At 65.8% G+C, this 17583-nt stretch carries 18 protein-coding genes; 2 read left to right on the top strand and 16 right to left on the bottom strand.

Annotated features, from left to right (window positions below):
• The first annotated feature begins 83 nt into the window (after positions 1 to 83).
• On the top strand, positions 84 to 554 hold the full coding sequence (locus RT424_RS05750; RefSeq protein ID WP_313435204.1) for an Lrp/AsnC family transcriptional regulator: 471 nt from the start codon (positions 84 to 86) through the stop codon (positions 552 to 554).
• Between the two features lie 165 nt (positions 555 to 719).
• Here the strand turns inward: RT424_RS05750 and RT424_RS05745 are convergent, their stop codons facing one another.
• Genes RT424_RS05745 through RT424_RS05730 form a run of 4 tightly spaced genes read right to left on the bottom strand, consistent with a single transcriptional unit; the run spans position 720 to position 5549 of the window.
• A complete protein-coding gene (locus tag RT424_RS05745) occupies positions 720 to 3446 on the bottom strand; it encodes a xanthine dehydrogenase family protein molybdopterin-binding subunit (protein WP_313435202.1) in 2727 nt (908 codons plus the stop codon).
• Positions 3443 to 3931: a (2Fe-2S)-binding protein gene (locus tag RT424_RS05740; RefSeq protein ID WP_313435200.1), complete on the bottom strand. Its 489-nt coding sequence runs from the start codon at positions 3929 to 3931 to the stop codon at positions 3443 to 3445. The genes RT424_RS05745 and RT424_RS05740 overlap by 4 nt, the downstream gene beginning before the upstream one ends.
• Complete coding sequence (locus tag RT424_RS05735) at positions 3928 to 4797, bottom strand: xanthine dehydrogenase family protein subunit M (RefSeq protein WP_313435198.1); 870 nt, start codon at positions 4795 to 4797, stop codon at positions 3928 to 3930. The genes RT424_RS05740 and RT424_RS05735 overlap by 4 nt, the downstream gene beginning before the upstream one ends.
• Entirely contained in the window at positions 4794 to 5549 is a 756-nt protein-coding gene (locus RT424_RS05730; protein WP_313435290.1) for a carbon monoxide dehydrogenase subunit G, read from the bottom strand. The genes RT424_RS05735 and RT424_RS05730 overlap by 4 nt, the downstream gene beginning before the upstream one ends.
• Before the next feature lie 102 nt (positions 5550 to 5651).
• On the opposite strand from RT424_RS05730, the gene RT424_RS05725 reads away from it, so the two are divergent.
• Positions 5652 to 6551 (top strand): SDR family oxidoreductase, encoded by a 900-nt coding sequence (locus tag RT424_RS05725; RefSeq protein WP_313435196.1) that lies wholly within the window; start codon positions 5652 to 5654, stop codon positions 6549 to 6551.
• Positions 6552 to 6584: 33 nt separating this feature from the next.
• Here RT424_RS05725 and RT424_RS05720 read toward each other — a convergent pair whose 3' ends face one another.
• The 12 genes from RT424_RS05720 to RT424_RS05665 all read right to left on the bottom strand — a co-directional run bounded on the left by RT424_RS05720 (position 6585) and on the right by RT424_RS05665 (position 17524).
• A complete protein-coding gene (locus RT424_RS05720) occupies positions 6585 to 6959 on the bottom strand; it encodes an EthD domain-containing protein (protein ID WP_313435194.1) in 375 nt (124 codons plus the stop codon).
• 126 nt (positions 6960 to 7085) lie between these two features.
• Entirely contained in the window at positions 7086 to 7808 is a 723-nt protein-coding gene (locus tag RT424_RS05715; RefSeq protein WP_313435192.1) for a hypothetical protein, read from the bottom strand.
• A 5-nt stretch (positions 7809 to 7813) separates the two neighbouring features.
• Entirely contained in the window at positions 7814 to 9028 is a 1215-nt protein-coding gene (locus RT424_RS05710; RefSeq protein ID WP_313435190.1) for a toxic anion resistance protein, read from the bottom strand.
• 90 nt (positions 9029 to 9118) lie between these two features.
• A complete protein-coding gene (fdhD, locus tag RT424_RS05705) occupies positions 9119 to 9955 on the bottom strand; it encodes a formate dehydrogenase accessory sulfurtransferase FdhD (RefSeq protein WP_313435188.1) in 837 nt (278 codons plus the stop codon).
• 38 nt (positions 9956 to 9993) lie between these two features.
• The gene (locus RT424_RS05700; RefSeq protein ID WP_313435186.1) at positions 9994 to 10923 is read right to left on the bottom strand and encodes a formate/nitrite transporter family protein; all 930 of its coding nucleotides are present in this window, start codon (positions 10921 to 10923) and stop codon (positions 9994 to 9996) included.
• Positions 10924 to 10974: 51 nt separating this feature from the next.
• Complete coding sequence (locus tag RT424_RS05695) at positions 10975 to 11964, bottom strand: aldo/keto reductase (protein ID WP_313435184.1); 990 nt, start codon at positions 11962 to 11964, stop codon at positions 10975 to 10977.
• A gap of 2 nt (positions 11965 to 11966) precedes the next feature.
• On the bottom strand, positions 11967 to 12923 hold the full coding sequence (locus RT424_RS05690; RefSeq protein WP_313435182.1) for a Gfo/Idh/MocA family oxidoreductase: 957 nt from the start codon (positions 12921 to 12923) through the stop codon (positions 11967 to 11969).
• A 70-nt stretch (positions 12924 to 12993) separates the two neighbouring features.
• Complete coding sequence (locus tag RT424_RS05685; protein ID WP_313435180.1) at positions 12994 to 13899, bottom strand: class III extradiol dioxygenase subunit beta; 906 nt, start codon at positions 13897 to 13899, stop codon at positions 12994 to 12996.
• A 1-nt stretch (position 13900) separates the two neighbouring features.
• Positions 13901 to 14326 carry a protocatechuate 4,5-dioxygenase subunit alpha gene (gene ligA / locus RT424_RS05680; RefSeq protein WP_313435178.1) on the bottom strand — a complete coding sequence of 142 codons (426 nt, stop codon included), beginning with the start codon at positions 14324 to 14326 and terminating at the stop codon, positions 13901 to 13903.
• The gene (locus RT424_RS05675) at positions 14323 to 15348 is read right to left on the bottom strand and encodes an amidohydrolase family protein (protein ID WP_313435176.1); all 1026 of its coding nucleotides are present in this window, start codon (positions 15346 to 15348) and stop codon (positions 14323 to 14325) included. Before RT424_RS05675 ends, ligA begins: the two co-directional genes overlap by 4 nt.
• 2 nt (positions 15349 to 15350) lie before the next feature.
• Positions 15351 to 16214: a DUF1932 domain-containing protein gene (locus RT424_RS05670; RefSeq protein WP_313435174.1), complete on the bottom strand. Its 864-nt coding sequence runs from the start codon at positions 16212 to 16214 to the stop codon at positions 15351 to 15353.
• A gap of 155 nt (positions 16215 to 16369) precedes the next feature.
• Positions 16370 to 17524, bottom strand: coding sequence for a LysR family transcriptional regulator (locus tag RT424_RS05665; protein ID WP_313435172.1), 1155 nt, complete (start codon positions 17522 to 17524; stop codon positions 16370 to 16372).
• Positions 17525 to 17583: the final 59 nt, after the last annotated feature.

Raw genomic sequence — 17583 nt, 5'->3', positions numbered from 1 at the left:
CAAGCTGGCTTGGCAATCTGTCTTTTCGCAGGCACAAGACGATCCATTCGGACTTATCTTGGCTTCACCGGCAGTTCAAACGAATGGCAAAACGCACCGATCCGGTCATTCTGGACGACTACGACCGCAAGATCGTCGCCGCGCTGCGCGAAGACGGCCGGATGAGCGTCACCGATCTCGCCAAAGTGGTCGGATTGTCCAAGACCCCCTGCCAGGTGCGCCTGCGCCGCCTGACACAATCCGGCGTGATCCGAGGCTTCCGCGCCGTCATCGATCCGGTTGCTCTGGGCCTCGATCATGTGGCCTTCACCGAAGTGAAACTGTCCGACACCCGCGAACAGGCACTGCGGGAATTCAACGCCGCCATCCAGCGTATCCCCGAGGTGGAGGAGTGCCACATGCTCGCCAGCCACTTCGACTATCTCCTCAAGGTCCGCACCCGCGACATCCATCGCTACCGGGCGGTGCTGGGGGAGAAACTCTCCAGCCTGCCCCATGTATCCAGCACCTCGACATATGTGGCGATGGAGACGGTGAAGGACGCCAGCAGCTGAGTGGATTCAAAGTTTTCGCTCGCCCGTCTTACGTCGCACCGCCGCTCTGACGTCACCCTGAACTTGGTTCAGGGTCCATTTCGCCACTCGGCGCCTCGCCGTGATCGGCACCATGGATGCTGAAACAAGTTCAGCATGACGACTCGCGGGGTATCGCAGCGCGCTCTACCCCGCCCGTTCGCCGGTAACCTTGGCGGAACCGAACATGCCCATCTTGCACTTGCCCAGGATGGCGTCTCCGCTGACCTCCAGATCGTACTTCAGCGTGATCTTCATCGGCTTTTCCACCTTCAACTCGAAGCGCAGTCGCTGCCCTTCCACTACGCCGCCGCCGAATTCCTGCTTTCCCTCGGGCGACGAGAGATAACCGCTGAGCGCCCCTCCCTCGACGTCGAAGTGCGCGAGCATGGCCTGCGGCCCCATCGGCGTCTTCAGCACCATGTTCCAGTCGCCTTCGGGCCCGGCTGACGAGACGGCCTGCGACACCGTTTCCACCGGAGCGGCGGCGGGTGCCTGAGCAAGCGGCTGCATCGGCACGGGAGCCGGAGCGCGAAAGCCCGAAACGTCGCGTTGCTCGATGACGTCGAGAATGCGGGCCGGGGTCAGCGGCAGGACGAGATCCTCGATCTCTCCGAACGGTGAAAGGGCATCGGCGATGGCGTTCACCAGCGTGGGCGGGCCGATGATCGCGCCGCCCTCGCCCACGCCGCGCATTCCGCCGATGGTCTGGGACGGGGTATTGGCGTGGACGAATTCGAACACCGGCACATCGCCGATTGCCGGCAGAAGGTAGTCCTTGAACGTGGCCGCCTGAGGATTGCCGCGCGCGTCGTAAGGCATGTCCTCCAGCAGGACCATGCCGATGGCCTGCGCCAGACCGCCCGAAATCTGCCCTTCCACGACGGCAGGGTTGATCACCGTCCCGCAATCCTCGCTGGATATCCAGCGCAGGATCTTCACGAAGCCGGTCTCGGCATCCACCTCCACCACCGCGAGATGGGTGGCGCTGGTGAAGGTCATCGGCGGCGGTTGGTAGCGGAACTGCATTTCCAGCCCGGTTTCCAGCCCCGGCGGCAGGCGGTCGGGCTCGCCATAGGCGATCGCCGCGATCTCCGCGAGCGGCCGCGCCATTTCGGGGGCGCCCTCCACCCGCACCATGCCTTCGTCCAGTACGACGCTTTCGGCGCTGGCATTGAGCAGATGCGCCGCCACCTTGCGCACCTTGTCCGCCAGCAGTTCCGAGCAACGGATCACCGCGCCACCTCCGATCACGCCCTGCCGACTGCCCGCCGCCCCCGGCCCGAAGCCACCGCGCGAACTGTCGCCCTCGAACACGGTCACGTCCTCATAGCGCACGCCCAGTCGATCGGCGATGCACTGGGCCATGGTGGTGGCCGTGCCGTGTCCCTGCGAGTGGGTGGACATCGTCGCGGTGACCTTGCCCGTCGGCTCGATCCGCACTTGCGCCAGTTCGCCGGTCATCGGCGCCATCGAGCCTGCCGATCCGGTAGGCTCCACATAGGACGCCAGCCCCACGCCGATGTAGCGCCCTTCCGCCCGCGCTTTCGCCTGCTCGCGCCGGAACTGCGCCATGTCGAAGTATTGGAGCAGCTTCTCCAGACACTCGCCCGGCGTGATGTCCTGAAGCGGAATGCCCATGCTGGATACGGCGGGCTGATCGGTCAGGTAGACGAGGTTGCGCCTGCGGATTTCGACCGGGTCGATCCCAAGCTTGCGCGCGGCTTTGTCGAGCAAGGTTTCGCGCACCAGAGACTCCATCGCCCAGGGGCCGCGATAGGCGGCAAGGCCGTTGGTATTGGTGTACCAGCCACGGGACACGAAAGCGTATGCGGGCTGCCGGTAGGCGGCCCAGACGAACATGTGCACGGCAATATTGCTGTCCGCCCCCTGCGGGAAAGCGCCGTTGTTGCAGTCGTAAACGCCATGCGATCCGGTGAGCCGCCCTTCGGCATCGAACCCGGCCTGCAAGGTCATTTCGGCCTCACGCGCCTGGTTGGACGCGGTGAGCGCTTCGTAACGGTCCTCTATCCATTTCAACGGCCGCCCGAGCAGCAGGGCGGCGACGATGACCGCGCATTCCTCCTTCCACGGATGGTTCTTCAGCCCGAAGGCGCCGCCCACATCCTTGGCGATCACCCGGATCGCACTGTCCGGCAGCCCCAGCGCCACACTGACCCAGCGCGCGACGAGGTGCGGGCTCTGGCAGGTGATCCAGAGCGTCAGTTCATCCGGCCCATCGCGCGAGGCGACCACCCCGCGCGTTTCCATGGGCGACTGGGAAATGCGCTGGTGGACGACCTTCTGGCTGATCCGCAGCGCCGATGCGGCAAGTGTTTGTTCCAGCTCGTCGTCGACTTCCTCGTCCCCGATCTCGGCGGCGACATTGCTGTCCAGGCCCGGATGGATCGGATCGCCCGCTCTGGCCTGCGCGATGGTGACGATCGGCGTGTGCTCCTCGTAGGCGATCTCCACCAGCGCGGCGGCATCCTCGGCCATCGCCCGCGTCTCGGCCACGACCATGACCACCGGCTCACCGACATAGCAGACATGGCCATCGGCCAAGGGCGTGATCGCGATCTCGGCGTCGGTGAAGAAGAACGAAATCATGCGGATCGGCCGCGCGGCCAGATCCTCGGCCGTCAGCACCGCGTGGACGCCGGGCATGTCGCGCGCGACATCCAGATCGATCGAGGCGATCCGCCCCCGCGCCACGCTGCTGCGCGCGAAGGCGACGTGAAGCATCCCCGGCAGCACCACGTCGTCCACGAACTGGCCGCGCCCGGTCAGCAGCCGGGGATCTTCCTTGCGGGGCACGCGCTTGCCGATCCAGCGGGTAGCGCCAAGGCCGGACCCTGGTGTTTCGGCATTCATGCCGCGTCCTCCCGCGATGCCGAACATGCCAGTGCCCTCGCGGCGCGGCGAATGCCCTGGTAGCCGGTACAACGGCACAGATGGCCGGACATGGCGGCGATCATCGCCTCCTCACCGGCTTTCTCCTCACCGGCCGTCAGCGCCGCGAACGTCATCAGCACCCCCGGCGTGCAGAACCCGCACTGAAGCCCGTGCGCATCGCGCATGGCCTGCTGCACCGGGTGGAAAGTGCCGTCCGGTGCCGCAAGGCCTTCCACGGTCGTCACCTCAGCCCCGTCCGCCTGAACCGCCAGCATGAGGCAGGAGCGTACGGCGCGGCCATCGACGATCACGGTGCAGGCGCCGCAGACGCCATGCTCGCAGCCCAGATGCACGCCGGTGCAGCCTGCCGCCAACCGCAAGTGGTCGGCCAGGCTGGTGCGCGCCTCCACCCGGTCCTGCCGGCGCTGTCCGTTGACGGTCCATTCGATGGCGTGTTCGCTCATGCCGCCTCCCTCAGGTCGAACGCCTCGCGCAAGGTGCGGGCGAAAATGCGGCGGCCCACGGTGCGGCGATATTCGGCGCTGGCGTGGTGATCGTCGAACGGCGCGGCATCGGCCACGGCCAGCACCGCCAGCGCCTCGGCATCGATATCCTTGGGCATCCGTCCCGAAAGCGCGGCCTCGGCCTGGCTCATCCGGATCGGCGTCGGCCCCATGCCGAACCAGGCCAGACCCGCCCGCGCCACGACGCCGCCTTCCAGAACCGCCATGCCGACCATGCCGACCAGCGCGAAATCCCCGGCGCGCTGGGCAAGTTCGCGGAACAGGACCAGGTGTCCCTCGGGCAGGTCCGGGTAAGTCACGCCGACCAGCAGTTCATCGGGTTCCAGCACCGTCATGTAGGGGCCGATATAGAAGTCCGCAGCCGCGACCTGCCGGGTGCCGCGCACCGAGGCGATCTCCATCGTCGCGCCCAGCGCCACCGCCGTGGCCGGCATTTCCGCCGCAGGTTCTCCCAGCGCGATCGAGCCGCCCAGAGTGCCGCGATTGCGCGTCTGGTAATGCCCGACATGGCCGAGCGCCGTCACCAGCGCCGGAAGCCGCGCCGCCAGCAAGGCGTCTTCCAGAGCATCGGCCTGCCGCGTCATCGGTCCGATCCGGACACCGCCGCTTACTGCCGAAATGCCCTGAAGTTCGGAAATGCCGCCGATATCCACCAGAACGAAGGGCTGGCTCATCCGCAGGTTCAGCAAGGGCATCAGCGTCTGGCCGCCCGCGATCACCGTGGCGCCGCCTCCGGCCTCGGCCAGGATGCGGCACGCCTCCTCGACACTGCCGGGCCGGACATAGTCGAACGGAGCCGGCTTCATCGCTTGGTTCCTTGGCCGGTTCCTTGCCCGCTGCGCGAACTTCGGCCCATTTCGAAGGCCGCAAGCGCCGTCACCACCAGCAGGACGGCGACGGCCAGCATTTCCGTCTGCATTCCCCGCGCGCCGAGCAGGAAACCCGCCACCAGCGCCAGGACGAGCGCGGCGGCCCACCCCCAGATCGCACTTCGCTGCGGAACCGGCGCGAAAGCGGGCGATGCATTCGAGGCGACCGCCGATGCGCCATGGCCGGCGCCGGCTGTCTGCTCCCCCGCGACAGCCGACGCCGGTCCACCCCCCCGGTCTTGGCCCGAATCCTCCCCCGTGACCGCCTCCCCAAACCGGGTGAAGAACTTTCCCGCCAGGTTTCGCGCGGTAGCGTCGATTATGGGGCCGCCAAGCTGCGCCATGCGGCCGCCCACTTCGGCTTCCACCTCGTAGGCGACCAGCGTGCCCCCGCCATCGCTGTCACTGAGCCGCACTTTCGCGCCGCCCTTGGCAGTACCCGCAATGCCGCCGTTGCCGGTGCCGGTGATCGTGTAACCGTTCGGCGCATCGAGGTCGGACAGTTGCACCTGCCCCTTGAAGCGCGCGCCGATGGGGCCGATCCGCACTTCCGCGACGGCGGAGAAGCGGTCTTCCCCCTCCTTGTCCAAACTCTGGCAACCGGGGATGCACCGGGCAAGAACGGCCGGATCGTTGAGCGCTTCCCACACCTTCCGGCGCGGCGCCGCAACCTGCTGCTCACCCGTCATCAGCAATGCCGTTCTCCCGCCCTATCCGCCGTCCTGCCTGCAGGCCGTGTCGCGGCCGATGAAACGACGGGACGGCTCGCATTGCAAGCGCTATGAGCGATAGTGGCTCTTATTCCCCCCGGCGATGAGTCCGACCTCGGCTGGCGGCATGGCGGAACCCCGGTTACCGTTCCGCACGAAAGCCCGATCAAGGGACGTGAAGGAGAGGACATGAGCGGAACCGTCATCGTTACGGGAGCGGCCGGAGGCATGGGGCGCCCCGTTGCCGCTCGCTTCGCCGCGCAAGGCCGGCCGTTGTTGCTCTGCGACATGAACGCCGAGAGGCTGGAGGCCGTGGCCGCCGAACTGCGCGAAGGCGGCGTCCGGATCTCCACGCTGGCGGGGGATATCGCCGCGCCGGAATTCCCGCAGCAGTTGCTCGACGTACTCGGCGATGCCGCGCTGTTCGCGCTGGTCCACACCGCCGGCCTCTCGCCGACGATGGCGGAGGCACCGCGCATTCTCGAAGTCAACTACTTCGCCACGGAAAGGCTGGTGGCGGCGCTGCTCCCCCGCTTCGAGGAAGGCGGCTGCGCCGTGCTGGTCTCGTCGATGTCGGCCTATCTCATGGCCGATGCCGCCATGGTCGCTGCCGTGCAGGATCTCGTCGGGGGGAACGGGCGCGAGGGCGTGGACCGGTTCGCCACCAATCCGGGCCTCGGCTATACCCTGTCGAAGCGCGCCGTGATCGGCCTGGTCGGGCGCGAAGCCGCCGCCTTCGGCGCGCGTGGCCTGCGTATCACCTCCATCGCGCCGGGCTTCATCGATACCGAAATGAGCCGCGCCGAAGCCCGCGCAAGCGAGCAGATGGTGCAGATGATGGGCATCACGCCACTGGGCCGGCAGGGCCTTGGCGACGAAATCGCCTCGGTCGCGGAATTCCTCTGCTCGCCGGGCGCGTCCTATGTCAGCGGATGCGACATCAAGGTCGATGGCGGAATACTGGGTCGGCTGGGGCTCTGAGGATCTCGGCTCGGTACTGGAACGGCGGCATTCTCAGCCCGACAGCCGAACGCCGCTTTCGCACTCCACCACCGTGGCGATCCGGAACGACGCGCGATCGAACAGGTTGCGCTCGTCCGCCACGATCTCGTCCGGCATCAGGCTTGTGGTGATATAATTCAGGGTGGCGCGATAGACGGCCTCGTCCTCGAACCACAACTCGGTGATGACGTCCGGAGCATCGAGGAATTCACCGGTTTCCGGATGCGGTTGCGGGTCGATGTAGCGGCGAAGGTAACGGCTCACGCCGCGCGAGTAGCGCTCGGCTAGCGGCGCATGGCGTGTCTCGTAGTACGTGCGGAACTGTTCGATGGTAAGGTCCGGCCGCCGCTTCATGAACAGCAGGATCTTGTAAAATCGCAAGTCCATCGCGTACCTCTCCCTCGCACCGGCCAAGCGGCCAAGCGGCCAAGCGGCCAAGCGGCCAGACAAACCGCCAACCGCGTCGACCGCATCGTTGCTGCCAACCGCCGTGGCGATGACAGCATCGAGGGTTCAGGCGTCGTCGCGCGCGTCTATATATTTGGTTTCCAGGAACCGTCCGCGCGTCGCCAGCGCGTCGAGATCGTTGCGCGACAGGTCGAGGCTCATCGCTTCGATCTGCCCGGCAATGACGTTGAGCCCCTCCACCAGTTGCTGGGAAGGCGTGGAACCGCCTGCGTGGGGCTTGTTGCGCAGTTCGGCAGGGATCCGGGCGTAGCTGTCCACCAGCGACGGCAGATGTTCGGACAGCAGCTTGCGCACCTCGCGCGCGGCGGGGCCGGTGTCTTCCAGCGTGGCGAGTTGCGGGGCAAGCTGTTCGAGCCGCACGCCGATCATGTCCACGGCATCCACGGCGGCGTTGGGCAAGGCGCGTCGCCGGTTTTCCAGCCAGATCTCGGTGGAGCCCGCCAGTTCCGGAAGGCTGGCGCTGCCGAGATGCTCCGCGCGCAGCTTGGGCGTGGAAGGATAGATCGAAAGGACGATGAACACCGCGAAGGCGAGCAGCGTGGTCAGCACGGTGGTGGCGAAGGACAGACCACCGAAGATCAGCCCCGCCGTCAGGGCGACGATGAATATGCCGAACAGCGCCAGGAACGCCCGGCGCAAACGCCGCCAGCGGAAGCTCCAGCGCTCCTTGCGGGCGTTGTAGAGCCGCGCGGCGCGCTGGCGGCGCGCGGCGCGGATGATCTCCTGGTTCAGGGCGCTGCGGTTTCCGGTCGTGGGAAGCTGGGCCATGGCGGTCAGTCGAGCGCCTCCAGCATCGCCTTTGCCGTCTTGTCGCTACCCAGCGCCGTGCCCTCGGCCTGGCCCTGGGCGCGGGCGATATAGGCCTTGGACTTGGTGACCTCTCCCTCCAGCGACTGCACCGTCTGCTTCATGGAATCGAGCGCCTGCATCTTGAAGGTGTCGATCGAGTCCATCGTATCGTAGATGTTCTGGAAGGCGCGGCTGAGCGTCTCCAACGGGATCGTGGAGTTCGCCGCCTGTTCGTGGATGCGCGCGGTGTTGTCCTTGAGCATCTGGCCAGTGCCGTCGATGATCCGGGCGGTGGTGGTGTTGAGCGCGGTGATCTGGTCCAGCACCAGCTTCTGGTTGGCCATCGCCTGCGCCACGGTGACGGCCGTACGCAGCGCGCCGACAGTGGTGGTGGAGGCGCGATCCACACCCTTGATCAGTTCGACGTTGTTTTTCTTCACCAGATCGAGCGCAAGGTAGCCCTGCACCGAAACCGCCATCTGCGTCAGCAGGTCCTGCGTACGCTGGCGCACGTAGAACAGCGCGCTTTCGCGCACGGCCTTGGCCTTGGCGGGATCGACATGATCGAGATCGGCGGCCTTCTGCTCCAGAGTCTCGTCCAGCGCCTTCGACATGAAGATCATCTGTTCGAGCTTGCCCATCGCCGCCCAGAGGTTCTGACGCTCCACGTCGATGGAGGCATTGTCCATCAGCAGTTCGTCCTTGCCGCCCTGGAGCCGGGCGAGGATCGCGCTGATGTGGCCCTGAGCGCTCTGGTAGCCGTCGAAGTAGTTGCGCAGCTTGTTGCCCATCGGGATGATCCCGAAGATCTTGCGGCGCGACAGCAGATCGCCCTTGGTCGAGGGGTCGAGATCTTCCACGGTGCGGCGCAGTTCGGCAAGGTCCGCGCCAACGCCGGCGTCCTTGTCCATGGCGCGCACCGGCCGGTCGAGGAAGCGGTTGGACTGGCCCGACGCCTCGGAGATTTCCTTGCGGCCCATATTGGTGATCTGGTCCACGCGCCGGCCGAACTCAGGCGAGTTCACGTCCTGCGAAACGAGATCCTCGACGAATTCATCGACGCGGACCTGCAACTTGGACCTCTGCTCGTCGCCGATCGGCACCAGGCCGGCGGCCTTTTCGGGCTGGACCACCGGCACGGGATCGGGAGGCGTCAGCTTGAGTTCGCCAGCGGTCGCCTGATCGGTCATGGTGGCCATCGAGGAAAATCCCGTCCTTCAAAAATGATGTCGTCGTTCGTGAATCTAGGTTTGCGAGAGAATACTGCAAGCAAAACAGGAAGGCACGAATTACGGTTCGACGAGGGCGGTGGCCCTTTCGTCGGTCCCGGCGCGTTCCGGCGTGGTCAGCATCGTATCGTCCCGCGCCACGAAGCACAGCTTCAAGCCCGCAGCCTGCGCACGATGGACCGCCAGGTTCGTCGGCGCGGAAATCGCCACCAGCAGCGGACATCCGGCGCGCGCGGTCTTCTCCACCAGTTCGTAGGAACAGCGCGAGGTGACGATCATGAAGCCCTGCCCCGCGTCGATGCCCTGGCGAGCCAGCGCGCCGACCAGCTTGTCCAGTGCATTGTGGCGCCCCACGTCCTCCCGCACTGCCACCAGACCGCCGTCCTCGTTGCAGAAGGCGGCGGCATGGGTCGCGCTGGTCAGGCGGCCCAGATCCTGTCCGCCGCGCAGGCCATCGAGGCCACGGCGGATGGCCTGCGGCGTCGCCCCGCTCTTGCGAAGCAGCGAAGGCAGCGGGCGCAGCGCGGCTTCCACCCCCTCGATCCCGCAGATACCGCAGGAACTGTCGCCAACCCGGCGGCGCGCCCGTTCGAGCACCGCGCCCAGCCTTTCGGGCGGAAGATTGACGCGCGCGACGAAGCCCCGGCCCCAGTCTCCGTTCTCCACTTGGTGAACCGCAACGTCGCCAATGTCTCCGGCCTCGGCCAGCCCTTCCGCCATGAGAAAGCCGGTGACGAAGTCCTCTATGTCCTCGGGCGTCGCCATCATGACGGCATAGGCGATCCCGTTCGTTTCGATGGCGATGGGCGCCTCGGCAGGGATGGCCATCGGCTCGGATTGATGGACCTGGGCGTCATAGGAATTGCGCCGTACCGTAATCGTCTCTGCACCGTTCATCCCGCCCTCCTACTCCCGGCCGGCCGTGAAATCATCCATCAGATCTCGGCCTTGATCTGCCCGAATGCGAGCAGTGCGAAGAGCCCGGTGCCGCCGATCACATTGCCCACCAGCGTCGGCGCAAGGTGCAGCACGAAGGCGTCGAGAACCGGCATCTCGCCGTGGAGGACCAGCAGGAACATCTCCGTAGATCCGGCTACGACATGGGCGAAGCCGCCCGCCGCGATCAGCCAGGCGAACAGCCCGACCACGAAGATCTCGAAGCCTTTCGAGCTGGGCAACATCCACACGAAAGCGGCGATGAAAAACCCGGCGGGAATGCCGTCCAGCAGCGCGGTCCCGCCGCTCGCCTGGGCGGCCTTGCGCGATACGTCCAGCATCCCCGCAACGGTGGGATGGGTCGGGTCGGCGAAGACGTCTATCAGCAGGGCGGTCAGGAACGTGCCGACGAGATTGGCCGCCAGCACGATCGTCCACAGGCGCGCCGTCCGCCAGAGACGCTCCAGGTTGGGCCCGGCAAGCAGGGGCAGGACCGCCGTCAGCGTATTTTCCGTAAACAGTTGCAGGCGTGAAAGCACCACGAGCACGAAACCCATGGCATAGCCGAAGGCCGCGATCAGTTCGCGCTGGGGGTGGGTCTGGAACGATTGATGAAGCAGGCCCTGCGCGAAGACCGAAGTGGAAATGCCGATCCCCGCGGCGATCCCGGAGAACCAGAGCGACATCGCCGGCCGATGCAGCTCCTCCTCGCCCTCGCGCCGGATCACCGAGAAGACGGTGATCGCGGATAGCCGCAGGTTGTCCTTGATCTGGCCGCGTTCGTGGCCGGTCAGACCGGATTCGTCCCGCTCGATATCGCGATCGGTTTCCTGCCGCTCGGGATCGTCGTGCGAGAGATCGCGTTCGTCGTCCACTTCGGCGTCGTCCGTGCCTGGGGCTTCGGGGTCGGTTGGGGCGGCATTGTCCATGCCGTCAGAACCGCCCCGAAGGCCCTATGTTCCGTCAGCGAGGAACACGTTTCAGACGTAGTCCTCGGTATCGATGCTGGGCTTGATCATGTCCGGGTAGCGGTGCCCGGCAATGGTCTGCTGGTTCATCAGCGCGCCGGCCTGCTCCAGCACTTTCGCGTCGATCGCGAGATCTGCGGCGGCATGGTTCTGGTCGAAGTGCGGGATCGAGCGGGTGCCCGGAATCGCATGGACGTGCTCGCCCTGTGCCAGCACCCAGGCGAGCGCAAGCTGCGCCGGGGTGGCGTTGACGGAGGCAGCGAGCGCGTTGAACTGCGCGATCAGCGCGAGGTTGTGCGCCCAGTTCTCGCCCATGAAGCGTGGGAAATTGCGCCGCAGGTCTTTCTCGGTAAGCGTGTTCACATCGGTCAGCTCACCGCCCAGCGCCCCGCGCGCGACCGGCGAGAAGGCGACCAGCGCGATCTCCAGTTCGCGCGTGGCGTCCATCACGCCCAGCTCGACGTTGCGGGTCCAGAGCGAATATTCGGTCTGAACCGCCGCCACCGGATGCACGGCATGGGCCTCGCGGATATGCGCGGCGGACCATTCGGACACGCCATAGGCGCCGATCTTGCCCGCCTCGATCGCGCGCACCATGGCGCCCACCGAGTCGGCGATCGGCACCTTCGGATCGAAGCGGTGCATGTAGAACAGATCGATATGATCGGTGCCCAGCCGCTTCAGGCTGGCGTCGAGCGAGGCGGTGATGCTCTCCGGCGCGCAGTCGATGCCGCGGCGGGCGCCGTCGATCAGGATGCCGGTCTTGGAGGCCAGCAGGAACTCCTCGCGCCGATCCATGATCGCTTCGCCGAGGATCTCCTCGCTCAGCCCCATGCCGTAGATGTTGGCGGTGTCGAAGTGATCGCAGCCTGCATCCAGCGCATGGCGGAACAGACGGGCCGCCTCCTCGCGAGACGGCGGATTGCCGTAGGCCCAGGCCACATTCATGCAGCCGAGACCGACGGAATGGACCAGACGGCCCGCGAGGAGGCGCTTTTCCATGATCAGGACCAGCCGTCCTGCGCTTCGAGGCTCTGGGCCAGTTCGCCGATCACGCGGTAGCAATCGAGCACCTTGCCGACCGACGAGTTGGGCTCACGCCCTTCGCGGATGGCGGCGACGAATTCGCGGTCCTGAAGCTCGATGCCGTTGTTCGACACGGTTACGCCCGTCAGGTCGATCGGCTCTTCACGGCCGTTCACCAGATCGTCGTAGCGCGCGATGTAGGTCTCGCTGTCGCCGATGTAGCGGAAGAAGGTGCCGAGCGGGCCGTTGTTGTTGAAGGAGAGCGAGAGCGTGCAGATCGCGCCGGTCTCAGCCTTCAGCTGGATCGACATGTCCATGGCGATGCCCAGTTCCGGGTGCTTCGGGCCCTGGAGCACGTTGGCGGCGACGATCTTGCCCGACTGGTAGGCGAACAGGTCGATCGTATGCGCGGCGTGGTGCCACAGCAGGTGGTCCGTCCACGAGCGCGGCTGGCCCTTGGCGTTCATGTTCTTGCGACGGAAGAAGTAGGTCTGCACGTCCATCTGCTGGACGTTGAACTCACCCGCAGTGATCTTGTTATGCACGTACTGGTGCGAAGGATTGAAGCGGCGGGTGTGGCCGACCATGCAGACGAGGCCCGTTTCCTTCTGCTTGGCGACGACTGCCTCGGCATCGGCCCAGGAGTCCGACAGCGGAATCTCGACCTGAACGTGCTTGCCGGCGTTCATGCAGGCGATGGCCTGTTCGGCGTGCATCTGCGTGGGAGTGCAGAGGATCACGGCATCGACGTCCGGCAGCGCCAGCGCTTCGGCCAGATCGGTGCCGGAGTGCGGCGCGCCGTACTTGGCGGCGACTTCGGCAGCCTGCTCGGCCGAGCGGCTGATGACCGAGGCTATCTCTACGCCGTCGATGTTCTTGAGGCCGTCGAGGTGCTTTTCACCGAAAGCGCCGGCGCCTACGAGGGCAATACGCATGGGAATCTCCTTGGGGTGTCTGTCAAAGACAAAGGGCGTGCCGGCGTCAAGCACCGGCACGCGGAATGGATCAGTCGATCAGGCTTTGCGCGGCGGCATTGTTGCCTTCGATCGTGGTGGAGGGCGGCACGTCGCCGTTCACCGGCTCCAGCACGATGTGGCCGACCGCCGTGTTGCTGGCGGGCACATGATAGAAGCGCCGCAGTTCACGCGTTTCCTTGCCGAGGGCGCCGCGCATGATCAGCCACATGACCATCTCGATGCCCTCGCTGCCGGTTTCGCGCAGGTATTCGATATGCGGGATATGCCGCAGTTCCTGCGTATCGCCAGAGAGCTTGTCGAGGAACATGGTGTCCCACTCGCGGTTGATGAGGCCGGCGCGCGGCCCCTGGAGCTGGTGGCTCATGCCGCCCGTACCCCAGACCTGCACGTTGAGATCCTCGTCGAAGCTCTCGACGGCCCGCGCGATCGCTTCGCCCAGCGCCCAGCAGCGGTTTCCCGACGGCGGCGGATAGGTGACGACGTTGACGGCGAGCGGGATCACCTTGACCGGCCACTTCTCCGGCTTGCCAAACATCATCGACAGCGGAACGGTAAGGCCGTGGTCGACGTCCATCTCGTTGATGATGGTCATGTCGAACTCGTCGAGGATCAGGCTCTGCGCGATGTGCCAGGCAAGGTCCGGGTGACCTTCCACGTCGGGCACCGCGCGCGGGCCCCAACCCTCGTCCGCCGGCTTGTAGTTTTCGCCGCAGCCGATCGCGAAGGTGGGGATGATCTTCATGTCGAAGGCCGATGCATGGTCGTTGTAGACCAGGATCACGACGTCCGGCAGGTTCTCGGCTTCCCACTTCTGGGTGGGTGCGAAGCCCTGCTCGATCGGCTTCCAGTAGGGATCTTCCCACTTGTCGAAGTCGGACGCGACGCCGAGCGCCGGGATGTGGCTACAGGCGATGCCGTGCGTAATGCGGGCCATCTCAGCGGTGCTCCTTGATCGACCGCACGCCTTCGGGCGAGCGGCCCCCGGCGATCATCATCGCTTGATAATCCTCGACCGACATGCCGGTCATCGTCGACACGGCCTGAAGGAAGCTCAGGCCATCGGTCGAGAAGACCTTGGCGAGGAAGTAGATGTTGCCGCCCAGGTCCAGCAGGCGGTTGTAGTCGCGGGCGAGAACGGCCAGCTTCTGGTCCTCGGTCATTGGCCATTCGTCGAGATAGGCGCGCTCGTCGGCCTTCCAGCGCTCGCGGTTTTCGGCCTTCATCAGGCTCATCGCGAACTGGTTGAGGTGATAGCCCTGCCTTGCGCGCTTGGCCGTGTAGACGCGCGTGCCCGGAATATCGTCGAACTCACCGAGATAGGCGTGGATGTCGGTTGGGCCTTGCGTGTTCTTGTCCGTCACAGGCCGCGTTCCTTCAGCTTGGTGTCGAGGCGCGGGAAGACCTTGCGCACGTTGCCTTCGAAGATCGCGTGGCGCTCCTCATCGGTAATGTCGAGCGCATCGACATAGCGCTTGGTGTCGTCGAAGTAGAAGCCGGTCTGCGGATCGATCCCACGCACCGCGCCGACCATTTCGGAGCCGAACAGGATGTTCTTGTTGTCGATCACGTCGGCCAGCAGGTTCACGCCCGGCTGGTGATAGACGCAAGTGTCGAAGAACACGTTGTTCATGATGTATTCGTCGAGCGAAGGCTTCTTCAGCATGTCCGCGAGGCCGCGATAACGGCCCCAGTGATACGGCACCGCGCCGCCGCCGTGCGGGATGATGAAGCGCAGCTTGGGAAACTTCGCGAAGAGATCGCCCTGCATCAGCTGCATGAAGGCCACGGTGTCCGCCGCGATGTAGAAGCCGCCGGTGGCATGCATCGCCGGGTTGCACGAACCCGAAACGTGGATCATCGCCGGAACGTCCAGCTCGCTCATCGCCTCGTAGATCGGGAACCAGTACTCGTCGGTCAGCGGCGGATGCTCGAAGTGGCCGCCGCCGGGATCGGGGTTGAGGTTGCAGCCGATGAAGCCCAGTTCCTCGACGCAGCGGCGCAGTTCCTTCACCGAGGCGGAAAGGTCCGCCTTGGGGCTCTGCGGCAGCATGCACACGCCCACGAACGTCTCGGGGAACATGTTCACCACGCGGGCGATAAGATTGTTGCAGTGAACCGCCCATGCCTCGGACACCGCCTGATCGCCCACGTGGTGCGCCATGGCGCTGGCGCGCGGGCTGAACACGGTAAGGTCGGCGCCGCGCTCCTTGATGAGGCGAAGCTGGTTGTCCTCGATGGTCTGGCGGATCTCGGCGTCCGAGATTTCCGGGTAGGGCGGCGCTTCTTCACCGGCCTTGAAAGCGGCGATCTGCGCCTCGCGCCAGGCGTCGTGCGCCTTGGGCAGGACGGTATAATGTCCGTGACAGTCGATGATGAGCGACATGCTCAATTCTCTCCCTTGAGTACGCCCGCCGCGACGGCTGCCGTCAGCTTGGCTTCGAATCCTTCGGGCGGCGGCACGATGCCCAGCGCGCCCAGCGCCTGCTGCCAGGCGACGGTATTTTCGGTCATCAGCGGCGGAATGCCCAGCGAACGCAGCATTTCCGCGGCCTCGTCCATCTCGGCGGCGCGGCGGCGGCCGTGGACCAGCATGCGATCCAGATTGTAATCCGCCCGCTCCGCCCAGGGAATGGTCTTTTCGCTGGCGTCCAGCGAAGCCAACACTTCGTCCGCCACGCCCTCGGCAGCGGCGGCCATCATCATCTCGGCGGTCAGCGCCTCAAGCCCCTTGACCATGACCGAGCGCACCAGCTTGATCGCCGAAGCGCGGCCGACATCGGCACCGACCGTGCGGACATTGGCGAAGCCAACTGCTTCAAGAGCGGCCTGCGCCTCGGCGGCGTCGGGGCCGGAAACCAACAGCGGCACTTTCATGCGCGCGGGATTGACCGGCGCGAGCACGGCCACATCGACATAACGCCCCTTTCCGGTGGCGATGGTCTTGGCGGCGGCGCGCTTGGTGCCCGGCGCGACCGAGTTCATATCGCAGAACAAGACACCCTCGCCCAGCAAGGGCGCGACGGCTTCCGCCACCTTCGGCGCGGCGTCTGCGGTGACGAGCGAAAGCACCAGCGAGGCGCCCGAAAGGGCCTGCTCCACGCTGTCGCAGGCGGTGATGCCGAGTTCGGCCATGACCTCACGGCGTTCGGGAAGCACATCGAAGGCACGAGCCTGTCCGGCCCAGTCCCCAGCTCCCGCAAACGTCGATCCGGCCTCTCCGAACCCGATAAGGGCGATGGACCTGTTCATGATTGCAGTCTGCCCCGATCGGCCGAAAGCCGCCAATTGGAACCACCCGGAAGCTATAAGCTTCGCGTAATAAGAGGTCGTTGCCGTCCAACCATGCACGGCCTGACACCCCCCGCGCAAGAACGGGGCCTATTCGGGCCATCAGAGCGGAATTTCTACCGCGAAACCTCCCGCGCCGCCCATTCGAGATCGGCGAAAAACTCGCTCTGCACTTCTGTCGGCCGCAGCGAAGCACGGGTGGTCATGCCGATATGACGGGTGAATTCGGCCGGAAGCCGCGATAACGCGCAGAGCCATCCGGCCTCCACCTCCACCGTCACCTGATCGGGGGAAAGCACGGTGAGGAAATCCCCGCCCATCATCACCTGACGGATCATCATCACCGAGCCCGATTCCACCGGCACTTCCGGAAGCGGCACCTCGTGCTCGCGAAAATAGCGCTCGAAACTGTCCCGCAGCGGCGTGCCGCGTGGCGGCAGGGTGAATGGATAGCGAGCGACATCGGCCGCACCGGGGTTCGTGCCTTCCAGCGGGTGCCCCTTGCGCCCGTAGACCGCCGGGCGATCCTCGAAGAGCGGATGCTGCACCAGATCGCCCTCGACCAGCGGATCGCGCAAGGCGCCGACCATCAGGTCTAGCGTGCCGTTACGCAGCGGCTCGACCAGTTCGGCGCGTGAACCTTCGACGATGGTGAGCTTCACCCTGGGCCGCCGCGCCAGGAACCGCGCCACGGCGGCCGGGAGGATGCGGGCACGCGACAGCGGCATGGCGCCGATGGCGATGCGCCGCGTTTCAAGGCCCCGCAGCGCTTCGACTTCGGACAGGCCGGCCTCCAGCTCCACTTTCGCCAGGCGAAATTCGCGCGCGAGCTGGGTTCCAGCCTCGGTGGTGATGACGAACTTGCCCTGCCGCGCCACCAGCGGACGGCGCAGCGCCAGCGCCAGATCGTTGACCGCGCGATGGATCGAGGGAAGCGACAGCCCGGTTTCCTGCCCGGCCCCGGCATAGCTGCCCGTCTCCGCCAGCGCGAGCAGCGCCCGGAGGCGCGACATGGTGACGTGCGGGCTCTGGATATGGGACAACGCGGCGCCGATGCGCGGCGCAAGGATCTCTCCGGCGCGCGTGGGAATCATCCCGTCGTGACGGCGCTCGAACAAGGGCAGGCCGATCATCGCCTCAAGCCTGCCAAGCGCCTGTGTTATGGCGGGCTGACTGAGGTTTACAGCCAGCGCGGCGGCGTTGACCGTCCCCAATTCGGCAATCTTGGCGACTGCGCGCAAGTGCCGAAGGTTGAAGTTCCAGATGTCCATGGAAACACTCTTAGCCAAATCCTATCGCAGTTCCAAAGTTTCTCTTTCCCCCTGTCCTC

Source organism: Novosphingobium sp. (assembly GCF_032093395.1).
In the GTDB taxonomy this organism is placed as follows: domain Bacteria; phylum Pseudomonadota; class Alphaproteobacteria; order Sphingomonadales; family Sphingomonadaceae; genus Novosphingobium.
The sequence above is the reverse complement of the archived record's forward strand: the minus strand, read 5'-3'. Positions and strand labels throughout refer to the sequence as shown.